Genomic DNA, 12,584 nt, shown 5'->3' on the forward strand with positions numbered 1-12,584 from the left:
AAAAGTGTTTAGACAATCTTAATTTTTACCGGTATAAAAAATCTGTGAGAAATTATACTTGACAGCGAATTGTAATTTTATATCATGTGCAGTAAAGTCGTTAAAAGCTGTGCGCTCGCCATATTGCAGTTCTCCGCCGAACATGAAGTTTTTGACCGATGAACAAAGAACATTGACGCTGGCGTATTGCCCAAACTTATAAGCGCTTGCAGAGGCAAATTCAGTATTATTGATAGTTGTGCTTGAATACCCAATGGCGGTGCTCAGTTTGGGCGACCAGTTGTGTTCAAAATAAGCTACGATCCCGGTAACCGGTAAGGCCTTGCCGGTAATTGGCGTAAAAGTGTTTCCTGTCTTAACAATTCCAACATCTACCGGCGCGTCATTCATATAGTTTTCTACACCTTCGCCATAAATTATAGAACCACGGAATACATTGTTTTTGTCTTTATCAAAGTTGAGTACCGTACTCAGGTGCAGGCCCCAGCCCACGGTGCTTCCGCTAAGATCATAACCGCCTTTGGTATGTATATCCTGCCATTTTAATGATCTTAGCATACCCGCTAATTGCACGTGGCCCCATTTGCCGGTCCGCATATAGTGTGCAGAAAAATCGGGTAAATGGTTCACTCCTCTAACACTATCCAACTCTGTGCGGCCTGAAAAACTACCTCCATCAGCACTGGCACCTGGTCTTTCAAGAGCAATAAATACCTCATCCTCGCCTTTTAGCGGGGCATATCGGATTTGTACATTACGAAAGAAGACCATCCCGGTTGGCCCCCAGTATTCAAGTGTGTTAGGAAAGACATCTCCATCCATAAACGGAGTGTTTGTTTGACCTACCAGGAATTTACCAAGTTCGCCGTAAACGTGACGCACGCGCATACCGGTTTCACCTAATTGAGTGCCTAAGCCAAACAAATCAATTTCAAACTGGGTCTTTAATTCGCCCAGTGGGGTTTGTGTCCACCCCCGAACACCTAACCGGCTTTGGCGGATTCCGAAAAAAACGGTTCCATCCGGTGCAAACTGGTTGCGATATGTAGGCAGTTTTGTAACGCGTAACGCATCAAACCAATCCGGATCTATCTGTTTAAAGTTATACCCCATGTCGGTCATCGCAAATCCATAAACCTCGAGTGACTTCACCTTTGAATCCTCCTGTGCCAGGACATTCAAAGTCGCGCTCAACAACGCAGCAATTAACAGTAGTTTTAATTTCATTGTAAAAGTGATTAATGTTAAAATTTTATGTGTCCGTAAATGCTCTTCAATAACTACGGGGGAGCCGATTTAAAAATATTTTTGGTTGTGCGATTGAGTGTTTGGGGACTCAGGGTGGCAAATTACTTTCGCATACCATTTTTCAAAATAAAACCTTAAAACAGAACGGGGTTGATATACAATACGTCAGGGCAACGTTTCTTTATTATAACTTTCAATTATAACTTTCAGGTAATTTCAGGCCCGAAAACTTATGCTTTTATAGGTAGTTACAATTTGATTTTGTATTAGAAAAAAGAATTCGCTTAAACTTACATTTCAAATTGAGCGACAAAATTTGATTTAGCAATTAAAAACATGCGCGTATCTGGTTGCAAAATAAAATATGAATCAATATGAAACCGGCGGTACCAGATTAAGCACAAACGTGCATTTTATATATTACTGTTGCTTTTCAGGCCCTTTTCCGATCAGATCCATAAACTGATCCAGTTTTGGAGTAATGATAATTTCAGTTCGCCGGTTCTTTGTTTTCCCTTCATTAGTGCTATTGTCGGCAATCGGATTGTATTCGCCGCGCCCTCCGGCAGTCAAACGTTTGGGGTCAACCTGGTAATTATTTTGCAGGGCCTGTACAACCGAAGATGCACGTAAGGCGCTCAGATCCCAGTTGTTGCGAATGTTCTTTTGTGAAATGGGTACATTATCTGTATTGCCCTCAATCAGCACATCATAGGTGTTGTAATCGCTAATGATTTTGGCAATCTTACTTAACGTTTCCGAGGCATGTTCAGAAATGCCATAGGTGCCTGATTTATAAAGCATGTTATCGGATAAGGAAATATAAACCACGCCTTTCAGCACTTTCACGTCTACGTCCTTCATTTCCGATTGACTTAAAGAGCGCGTTAAATTATTTGTTAGCACGGTGTTGAGCGAGTCGCTTTTATTTTTTGCATTTATAAGCTGCTGTATATATTTATTTGAGGAAGAAATTTCGTCAACCAGCTTGGCAATATTTGCATTTCCCTGGTTACTTGTGGCCAGGCACTTTACAAGTGAAGCTTGTAAAAGCGCCATATTGGCTCTCTCGGCTGTGATCTGATCTTCCAGGCTTGCTACTTTGTTAGTTGCGATAGCCAGGTTTTGACCGCAGAGGTCGTATTTACTGCGCAACGCACGTGCACTACTGTCCAGCTTATTGTAGTTGGTTTGCAACTCCTGATATTTCTTTTTAGAAACACAGCTTTGGAATGATGACGCGATAACAATCAATATCGCGATTGACATTAAAGGTTTCATAAGGTTAATTTTTGTTATGAGTTTAAAAACAATTACTTAGCAGCAAAAGCGGCCGCAATACAAAGTTGCGTTTTTTTTAAAGCGGTATCCCCCGCGGCCCGGCAACACCGGAATCGGTTATTCAAAATCACGAAAATATTGACGAGTGTTAATTTGATTGTTCATATTAAATATCTACGTATGAGGCTGTTGCAATTTGTTATTCAATTTAATTTGCAACAACTCAACTTGTTCCATTTTATATGATGAAACAAGCCTTAAAATTTTGTATCACTAAAATGCTCTACCTTGCCTACTGCTATTAAGGCTTAGATTAAAAAGTGCCGGTGATATGCTCCGATCAAGTTGCAAAGCACTCCCCCTACATAATTGCAACGGTTAAACACTACCCATAGTAACCGGGAAAAAAATAGCGACAACCACCTGTTTGGCAGAAAAAAGGCCTCTGAGATTCATTCGAAATTTCTGAGGAAGGTAATATTAGGAATAGGGATATCAATTAAACAAAGTGTTCAAGTATCATTAATATAAATCTTTTATGAAAAAGCCAATCTTTTTAATGATGGCAGTCGCAATAGGATTTGCGTCGTGCCTTAAATCTCCAAATCTGGATGAGCTGTCTACCAATTTTGTGGTAGCGACTAATTTTGATAAGACAGCGAGTTTTAATAGCTACAAAACTTATTATGTATCGGATACCATCGTGAATTTGGGCGGGAGCGGAGCTGATACAATTTTATTTAATTCTGATGCGGCCCAGCTCGTTAACGCGGTTAAAACCAATATGAATGCGAGAGGGTACACCTTTTTGAAAAAAACAAGAGTGAATCACCCGGATCTTGGCATAACTATCGGAGTGGTTAAAGTGACCACCACTGTGTTTTATCCCGGTTGGTGGAATGGTTATTACGGCTGGTGGAACCCTTGGTACTGGGGCGGGTATTATCCTTATTATTATCCGTTTGCAACCTATTACAGTTATGATACAGGCAGCGTAATTGTAGATACCTATGATTTAAAGAATGCAAGTGCTAATCACAAGTATACAGCCGTATGGAATTGCGTATCCTTTGGCGTAGTAGGTTCATCATCAGCCAGCAACACTACAAGAGGCGTTAATGGTATAAACCAGGGTTATAAGCAGTCGCCTTATTTTAAAGCTAACTAATAAGTATTTTTTAATTAATTAATATCAATTATCATGAAGAAATTAGCATACATCATCATCCTATTAACAGGGTTTTGTAAATACGCGCAGGGCCAGTTTCCGGTCAAAACTAACTTGTTTTTTGTTGGATATCAGGTAGCTATACCTACCAACAACAATTATCTTACCTCAACCAGCTGGTCGGGATTTAATTTTGATTACCGTTACATGATCAAGCCCAATATTTCAGTTGGCATTGGCAACAGTTTCAATTCTTTTAGCCAGTATTTCCCACAACAAACCTATGAAAAGTCTGATGGCTCAGGTTCAGTAACCAGTGATATGGTAAGGCATATATACACCGCGCCTATAACCGCATCGATACATTATTACCTGGCAGGCAAAATGATAAAACCATATGTAGGTATAGGTATGGGCGCTGAATATAGCGAGCAGGACGCCTACTTCAATATTTATACGGTGTACTCCAAAAACTGGGGCTTCGTAGTAAAGCCCGAAGCAGGGGCTTTTGCAATGTTTAGCTCGAACGTGGGTGGGTTTATCAGTGTAGCCTATAATTATTCTACCAACAGCGAAAGTGATTTTCATATTGATCACCTATCTCACATACCCATTACAGTAGGCTTTTTGTTTACAGCCCGATAACCAAAAAGTTATAAATTATGAAAATGTATTGTCAATGGTAGTTTTTTATTGTAAAAATAAATTCAAGTATTTAAATCCAATATCATGAAAAAATTAGGATATCTCAATTTAGTGTTCATGGCGATATTGTTCAGTGTCGCATGTTCTACATCCACTTCAATTATGAGTTCGTATAAGGCACCTGGCATAGGCCACGTATCATACAAAAAAATATTTGTATCGGCACTTACCGATAATGCGGCTGTACGCCAAACAGTTGAAAATGAGCTGGCGCGTTATATGAGTACAAAAGGGATCGTTACCGTTAAAAGTTCAGATGCTTTTCCGCCCAATTTTCATTCAACGGGAGAAGACAAAGATAAGGACGTTGTACTTTCAAAAATTCGTTCATCTAATTGCGATGGCATATTTACAATTGCAATGGTGAATAAGGAAACCGAGACCAGGTACGTTCCGGGTTCCGGACCGGTAGGGCCTTATTATGGATCGTTTGGTGCTTACTATGGTTACGGATATGGCAGCTTTTACTCGGCCGGATACTATACCGAAGACAAGGTATATTACATGCAAACAAATATTTTTGATGCAAAAACCGAAAGCCTCGTATGGTCAGCCAAATCCCAAACATATAATCCCAGCTCATTAGAAGACTTTTTGAAGGGGTATGAAACAGCTATTACAGAACAGATTGTTAAGGATGGGCTGGTAGCGCCTCCTCCGGCAGCAAAATAAACTGCAAACCTCATTAATTGTAAAGTACCTGGGATGAAATATCACCAATATAAAACGGTAAACAACCCAGGTATTTTACAAAAAAAACTCACAGACGCTTTGCCCAATTAAGTAACAATATATTATTTAGCGGTATCCTTAGGTTCGCTTATAACCGATCTTAAATGAACCTCTTCCTGGGGGAATGGGATCACTATCTTATTTTTCCGGAATTGAGCGTCAATCCCGGCTATTATATCACTTTTCACCAGTGTCCATTCTTCAATATTTCGTACCCAAAAATATATCTGCACGGCAATAGCGCCGCTGCCCAGCTCTTTTAGAACAGTAAGGGGAGCCGGTGCCTCCAGTATTCTTTTCTCGGCAACGATCAACTTATCAATTATTTTTTTTGTTTTAACAAGGTCGGTACCATATGCTACACCAAATGAAATCCCAACGCGCCTGATCCGGTTATCGAGGGTCCAGTTTACAAGGTGTTGGTTTAACAGATCACCATTGGGAATTATAACATCAGCTCCGTCCCAGGTGGATATGATGCTGCTGCGAAAACCAATTGATTTCATAATGCCTCCTTTATCTCCCAGTTCTATAATGTCTCCTACGTTTACAGGCCGCTCGAATGAAATGATCAAACCGCTTACCAGGTTGTTTATTAAAGTTTGCAAACCAAATCCTATACCAACACCTAATGCGCTTAAAATTATAGTGATCCGGTCGGTAGGTATTCCTGCCGCCGCGAAAGCGATAAATAAACCAATTGAGATAATTGCAATACGAATCAGTAAAAGCCAGCTGGTAAGGCTGCCGCCTGTTTTGTTGCTGCCAACGGGCACATCATATTTATCGGAAGCAAAGAATGAAACGATTTTGGATATCAGTGAAGATAAGATGATGATGAAAAAAAACACCAGGATGCTGTATATGCTGAAAGAATAATTGCCAACTGTTTTTTGGGCGATTAAGAAGTTTCTTATCGTAATGAATACTGACCTGAATATGTAAAAATTTCGTCCGAGCAGATAGCCCCATCCTGCAAACATCAACACATAAAAGAAAAAGGGCGATCTTCTGCCCACACGATTAAAATTAACGTAAAACGACCGCTTCTCAGGCACCTTATATATATTAAATGCCCATGAAAGGGCCTGATCGGTTAGCTTAACCACCCATAAAAACAAAATAGCTATAACCACATTAAAAAAACCACCCCCAAGTAGTGTTTTCGACAGGTTATAACGCCCGCATATATTGTAAACAACTGATGCGAGCTCGATAACAACAAATGCCCCCACGAAATAAAGGATCCGGTTATCTTTTAATTCTTCTTTTTTCCCTTTTAACAAAACAAAACTGCCGAATACAGCTCCTGCCGAAGCTAATACCAGCATGATCCATCTTTCAGGTCGCGAAGCCTGCAAGATCAGATTATCTAGGCATACCAGCAGAAAAAGAACGGTCATGATGATATATGCGCGCATCCAAAATTTTGCTATATAATTGAGGAAAATACCAAACAGGGATAGCGATGAGATGGTCCACAATATGGCGCTAAAAATGAAAGGCGGCCTGGGAAAAATAAATTGAAATACAGTAGAAATGATAAGTATAGCCGATAACGTGGGGTAGCGAAAAACTAACTGACTGGTGAGATCATCAGTTAAAAGCCCGCCGGCTATCATTTGCCGTTTTAACGACCGCAGAAAAATTGCAGAAGCTATGAAAAGAAGTAACAGCATGCCAATTTCGACCCTGTTATTATGGGCGTAAAAATAGATGAGCAGGTTTAGCTTAACTAACGAAAACCGAACTATTTCTGTAAAGGGTCTGTAGTTTTGGGGAACACCGCCCAAATTTGGAAGCTCTCTGTCATAAATTTTGTCGACTAAGTTTTGTTGAAAAGCATCAAGTTCTTCTATGCGGGAAGAAAGTCGGGTTGTAGTAAAGTTTATACCTGTTTGTATTGCCTTGATCCTGAACAATGTGCTTTTTAAAGCTGCGATAGTTGGATTGATGTCCATGGAGGCTACTTCCAGTTTTTGTAAATATTGAGCTAACAGAACGGTGTCTGATGGATACTCATACAAAATACTGGTGCTGCCAAGAGAGTCTAACCGATTACGGAAATTTACAAGATTTTTGTAGTACTTGTCTACTATGTGCTTGGTAGCAAGTGTTTTATCTAATACCTCGTGAAACAGGATGGAAGAAGTTGCCAGGTTTCTGTTTGTCTGCACGGTTCCTTTATTGGTAAAAATTCCGTCGCCAATAATCTCGTACAAACTGGCAACCTGATTGATATTAGTAATAATACTTGTGGTATCTATGCCGATTTTAAGATAGCTCCGGGCTTGCTGAGCTGTCCTTAGGATATCGTCTATCAGCCCATCCTGTTTTGTAGCGATAATATCTTCCTTAAATCTTGCCAGGCTTTGCTTACTTTTGTTTGTTGCAATTTTCTTTATCGATTTTACTATAGTACTTTTTAAGGAATCGGACCTCAGTAAAGAATTTGTATCGGACATTTTCAGAAAGCCGCTGTCCGGATGCTGCGCTGCCACAACAAGAGTTGATAATATCAGGAAAAGAAATATTACCGCTTTTTTCATCAATATCGGAGTGTTACATGTCTATCAAATAACACAAGATAAGATCATTAGAAATGGAAAAAGCCTTTACCTGCCGGTTATGTGGATGCAGTTTAAAATGTGAAACGAACCTGATTTTTTTGGCTTATTTGGCATAATTGCGTTTTAGCCAACTTTCCGGTAACGGGATAATGCAGATATTCATCGACTTATTATCATCAGACAGCATGGCCGATTCGATCTCTATCCGCGTACCATCCGGGCTAAAGGTAGGATGGGGATGATCGGCGGCGGTGGGTTTATGCCCGGTCGAGATCATCAGCATTTCGCGGGTATGGCGATCTATCAAATAGATGCTTCTCGAAAAATCATCTCCTACGGCCCAGCGCCCGTCGGCCGAACCGTTAACGTGCCATAAGCCGCTGCCGCTTGGTGTTTGCCCTATGATCTCCATTTCGCGGGTACGCAGGTTAACTATGCCTAAGCCAGTTGGTTTTTCGCGGGTGCCTGAGTTACCCCAGCCGTCTTCCTGCCCGGGATTAACCGGATTGGCTACATCTTTAAACTCAGTGCCGGTGGTGGCAACAGTATGTTGTATGCCTACCTTACGATGACCCATCAGGGCTATGGCAACTTCATCTTTAGTGATCACGGCTTCGTGGGTTACCCATTCGTAAGGCGCTTCGGGGTATAGCGGGCGCAGGCCCGTGCCATCGCCCATAACCGTCCAGGTGCGCTGCGGCGATTTACCGCCAGTTTCCCAGCAAAAAATAATTTCGCCGGGTACCCAGGGATTAACCTGGATATGCCCAATCTGGAAAGGAACCGACGTAATGTATTTGATCTCGCCGGTATGGATGTTCATACTGATCAATCCTGCCGGCCCGGCACCCATATTGCGCGGCCCGAAGGCTGGCTCGATCCTGGCATCGGCGGTCAGGTGTTTGGCGGCTTCAACTTTACCTACGCGGCCGTACACCACCTGCTCGTCGGCGTCTAAAGCCATGTCGCTGCCGGGGTTCATTTCGGCCGGAATGGTGCCACACAAACGCTGGTAGTTATCTGCCGGTTTCATTTTACCGGCTTTACTATCGGCAAATACTTTGCCCAGGTCAACATCCCAGATTTGCAGGGCAGTGGCTGTGCGCCTGCCCGGGGTGCCCGATGCATTACCATCACCACGCTCGCCTGCATAGCGCTGAAAGTACAGGTGCATTGATTTGCGCGCCAGGCACAACATACCGGTATAACCGCCCTCAGTTATCTGCACAATGTCGCCTGTTTTTTCGTTAACGGCCATAGCCTCGCCCTTTACCCGGTTTGAGCGAAATACCAGCCACTGCCCGTCCGACGTCCATTGCGGGTGGGTTTGGTATATTTTTGAATCGCCGGCCGGTTTGCTGGTTAAAAAGGTAAGCATAGTGCCGGTTACAGGGTCTTTAACTATCTTTTTTTCGGATGGGAAGCGGGTGCCGATCTGGGCAAATGCGCCTGTAAGGATAAAGCAAAAGACGAGGTTAAGTACAAATTTGTTTTTCATAACAAGGTTATAAAGTTTCAATATCAAATACTGAACATTGCAGATATTAATATCGGTAAAACTGGTTTATAAGCGCTGGCTAACGCATTACCAATATCAGGCTAATGAACTGATTATGCATCCTGTACTGTTATGAGGCAGAGCGTGCTATTTGCCTTCGGCTTTATGCTGCCATATGCTAATATTGCATAATAAAAAGCTAAATTGAACTGCCAAAAACAAACCAATTTATTTGATAATTGCCTGTGTCCGCAAAAGCGTAAACTAATTCATTATCAGCTATGAAACTACTATCCTTAACATTAACCAAATGCCTTTTATGTTGTGCCTTTACCCTTGCGGGGACGATGGCCTATGCACAAAAAAGTGAGTGGGTTTACGCCGGCGCCGACGGCAAACTGGTATACAAAGCTTTACCCGCAGGCGATAAGATTATGGATTTTTCGAGCGCGGGGTACATGGGCGGCGGGGTTTCTATACCGGATGTAGCGGTAAAAGTAACCTTGAACCCTGTTGACGGCGATAATGCTGAAGCCATACAAAGCGCTATCGACCAGGCTGGTAAAATGCCTTTGGTTAATGGTTTCCGCGGAGCGGTGTTGTTAAGCGCCGGTAAGTTCGATTGCTCAAAAACTATCAATATCAACGTAAGCGGAGTAGTACTGCGCGGATCAGGTTCGGGTGAAAAAGGTACGGTTATTAATATGACAGGCGATCCGCATGTATGTGTTGCCGTACGTGTACGCCCTGTTGTAAACCCTGCCGGCCCAAAAACAACCCTGGCCGATGCCTATGTGCCATCGGCAGCCAAAACGTTTAACGTTGCAGGTGCGGATGGTTTTGCTGCAGGCGACGTTATCCAGATCATCCGCAAGGTAACGCCCCAATGGCTTGCCTTTATGGGAATGGATAACCTGGTGCGCGATGGTAAAAAAGAAACCTGGGTAAATGGCGATATCATCACGGATCGGGTTATCGAAAAAGTATCGGGCAACAGCATCACAGTTACCGTGCCGCTCAGCGATTCGTACGACGCAAAATATACCGGATCTGTAGCCGTGCAAAAAGTAAACATCGTTGACGAGCAATCGAAGATAGGTATCGAAAACTTTCGTATTGTATCAGTGCCACAATCTGTAACCATAACCCAGGGCCATAACAGCGGCATTAATATGGGCGGTATAGTCGACGGGTGGATCCGCAATATGGAGCTGTTTAATACTGTTAACAGCGTAAGTATTACAGGCAAACGTATCACTGTGGATAATTTAAGCATTATACACGATGTAGCAACCCTTGGTTCGGCAAAACCGGCGGATCTGAACGGCAGCGGCAGTCAGGTGCTGTTTAATAAATGTACCATAGCGGGCGATAATGTATTTTACCTGGCAACCGGTCCGAAGGTTTCGGGGCCGGTAGTGCTGCTTAACTGCGTATTTAAAGGCGGCGGCTGGATACAGCCGCACCAGCGCTGGGCAACAGGCTTGCTGGTTGATAATTGCCAGGTTCCCGGCGGTGGTATAGAGTTTATGAACCGTGGCGAAATGGGCTCGGGCCATGGCTGGGCCATAGGCTGGGCCGTAGCGTGGAACTGTACCGCCAAAAACTTTTTAAACCAAATGCCTCCGGGTTCGCAAAACTGGCTCATCGGTTGCAAGGGTGATGTTGAGCATAAAGCGATGCCTTTTGAAAAAACAAACCCCATATTACCCGATGGGATCATAGATTCGCAAAATAAACCGGTTGCGCCGCAAAGCTTATACCTTACACAATTAAAGGAAAGATTGGGAGCACAGGCGTTAAAGAATATCGGGTATTAGATTTATGTTATGATTGAGATATATTGTTGATTATTATTGATATTATCAATTGTGTTTTTGTATTTTAGAATAGCAATCGCTGTGAATATAAAAATCAGTTTTTAATGTTTTTATAAATCAAAATCAATCCCAATCATGGCAACTTACACGATCAATTTTGTGAACAATTCCACTTCACCAGGTAATTTTTGCGTATTTCAGAAAAAACCCGACAGTCCTAATCCTGACGTTTTTTCGCTCGCATGGCTTGCACGGCATGCAGACCCGAATTCGAAGGTTCCAATTTCCTGGAACACCGATTATTATTTTTTCTGGGCCAAAACCGGCGCGCTGAAACCAGGCCTGATCTTTAATGCCGGAGAAGCATTAAAGACCAGCATGACAGAAAGTAATGCGGTTACAGTTACCAAAGACGATGGAAATTACAAATTTAGAGAACAAAAAAACTGGCATCAGCAAGGTATGCTGAGCATCACGTCCGACAATACTACTGCAATTAACCAGGCCAGCGTAGGTATAGGCATGTCGGGTTCGGGTACGTTTGCCGTGCAGGCGCAGCCCAACATGACTTTCTTATTTTCGCCAAAATCGGAGTATTGGATAACATTCGGCAACATTAATCAGGGCCAGGTACTAAACCAGTCCGAAATAGATAACGAAGTACAGATCGTTTTTCCGCATGGTATATTTTCGATGAATGCTACGCTCAATAAAGATAATACCTGGACCATAACTCAGGGACTGGATTAACCCGGACTGAATAAGGCTGTTACTCCATAAAATAAGGCCGTAGAACCTGCGCCCAGCGGTCGTAACCTTTACTGTTCAAATGCAGCATATCACTTAAAAAAAGCGATGGGTCAGAGTGCTCATCGCTTACCAGCAAACAATCGGTAACATTAACATAGTGCAGTTCTTTATGTTGCTCAACATAAGCCTTGAGCAAGGTATTGGTTTGCTTAACCACCGGACTGAACTTAGCACGGCTGGGACTGTATTTTACCGACATCAGATAAATGACGGTTTTAGGCGACCGGGCCTTAACCAGTTCGGTTAGTTTTTTGTAATTCGCCATTAATTGCTCCGCCGTTGCACCAAAGGCAATGTCGTTTTCGCCAACGTATACAAACAGTTTAGCCGGCTCGTACGGAAATACCACGTAAGGCATGTAGTAATCAACAAACTGGGCCAGTGTAGAGCCGCCAATACCCCGGCGTATCAATTTTGGATTAGGGAAACGCGTTTCAAAATCATCCCATTTACGTACCGACGAACTGCCGATAAACACATAGCCATCTTTAGGCGGCATATTAAGACTATCCTTAATGTGAAAAGCTTTAAGCTCACTTGCAAAGGGAACTGGTTTTTGCTGCGCGTGCACCGGGTTGTTTAACGCGATGAACAAAAATAACAGGGGGGGGAATTGTAAGAAATATTTCAATGTTTTAGGGCTTATCGGGTGATAAATTGAATTGGTTAAAGAGTTAAATATAGCCATAAAATACCGGATAGGCAAATTTGCATGGCCTAAAAATGATTGGTAAATGTGCTTTTTACACTTA

General features: G+C 42.5%; 10 protein-coding genes. 5 read left to right on the forward strand and 5 right to left on the reverse strand.

The genetic code is table 11. From position 1 onward, the window contains the following. Nucleotides 1–18: 18 nt before the first annotated feature. Together ACFGVR_RS13720 and ACFGVR_RS13725 are read right to left on the reverse strand one after the other, a co-directional pair. Nucleotides 19–1,227 (reverse strand): DcaP family trimeric outer membrane transporter, encoded by a 1,209-nt coding sequence (locus ACFGVR_RS13720; protein ID WP_448697862.1) that lies wholly within the window; start codon nucleotides 1,225–1,227, stop codon nucleotides 19–21. Between the two features lie 441 nt (nucleotides 1,228–1,668). Beyond that, on the reverse strand, nucleotides 1,669–2,529 hold the full coding sequence (locus ACFGVR_RS13725; RefSeq protein WP_448697863.1) for an OmpA/MotB family protein: 861 nt from the start codon (nucleotides 2,527–2,529) through the stop codon (nucleotides 1,669–1,671). 538 nt (nucleotides 2,530–3,067) lie between these two features. Here ACFGVR_RS13725 and ACFGVR_RS13730 point away from each other — a divergent pair. The 3 genes from ACFGVR_RS13730 (at nucleotide 3,068) to ACFGVR_RS13740 (ending at nucleotide 5,074) form a co-directional block, all read left to right on the forward strand. Then, nucleotides 3,068–3,697: a DUF4136 domain-containing protein gene (locus tag ACFGVR_RS13730; RefSeq protein ID WP_448697864.1), complete on the forward strand. Its 630-nt coding sequence runs from the start codon at nucleotides 3,068–3,070 to the stop codon at nucleotides 3,695–3,697. Between the two features lie 33 nt (nucleotides 3,698–3,730). Beyond that, complete coding sequence (locus ACFGVR_RS13735; protein ID WP_448697865.1) at nucleotides 3,731–4,342, forward strand: outer membrane beta-barrel protein; 612 nt, start codon at nucleotides 3,731–3,733, stop codon at nucleotides 4,340–4,342. Nucleotides 4,343–4,426: 84 nt separating this feature from the next. After that, on the forward strand, nucleotides 4,427–5,074 hold the full coding sequence (locus ACFGVR_RS13740; RefSeq protein ID WP_448697866.1) for a hypothetical protein: 648 nt from the start codon (nucleotides 4,427–4,429) through the stop codon (nucleotides 5,072–5,074). A 122-nt stretch (nucleotides 5,075–5,196) separates the two neighbouring features. Here ACFGVR_RS13740 and ACFGVR_RS13745 read toward each other — a convergent pair whose 3' ends face one another. After that, the gene (locus tag ACFGVR_RS13745) at nucleotides 5,197–7,683 is read right to left on the reverse strand and encodes a mechanosensitive ion channel family protein (protein WP_448697867.1); all 2,487 of its coding nucleotides are present in this window, start codon (nucleotides 7,681–7,683) and stop codon (nucleotides 5,197–5,199) included. 124 nt (nucleotides 7,684–7,807) lie between these two features. Next, the gene (locus ACFGVR_RS13750) at nucleotides 7,808–9,202 is read right to left on the reverse strand and encodes a hypothetical protein (RefSeq protein ID WP_448697868.1); all 1,395 of its coding nucleotides are present in this window, start codon (nucleotides 9,200–9,202) and stop codon (nucleotides 7,808–7,810) included. A 281-nt stretch (nucleotides 9,203–9,483) separates the two neighbouring features. On the opposite strand from ACFGVR_RS13750, the gene ACFGVR_RS13755 reads away from it, so the two are divergent. Next, a complete protein-coding gene (locus ACFGVR_RS13755; RefSeq protein ID WP_448697869.1) occupies nucleotides 9,484–11,022 on the forward strand; it encodes a hypothetical protein in 1,539 nt (512 codons plus the stop codon). Nucleotides 11,023–11,157: 135 nt separating this feature from the next. Continuing rightward, nucleotides 11,158–11,772: a hypothetical protein gene (locus tag ACFGVR_RS13760; RefSeq protein WP_448697870.1), complete on the forward strand. Its 615-nt coding sequence runs from the start codon at nucleotides 11,158–11,160 to the stop codon at nucleotides 11,770–11,772. Nucleotides 11,773–11,791: 19 nt separating this feature from the next. On the opposite strand, the gene ACFGVR_RS13765 is transcribed toward ACFGVR_RS13760, so the two are convergent. After that, the gene (locus tag ACFGVR_RS13765; RefSeq protein WP_448697871.1) at nucleotides 11,792–12,520 is read right to left on the reverse strand and encodes a GDSL-type esterase/lipase family protein; all 729 of its coding nucleotides are present in this window, start codon (nucleotides 12,518–12,520) and stop codon (nucleotides 11,792–11,794) included. Nucleotides 12,521–12,584: the final 64 nt, after the last annotated feature.

Source organism: Mucilaginibacter aureus, assembly GCF_053514885.1.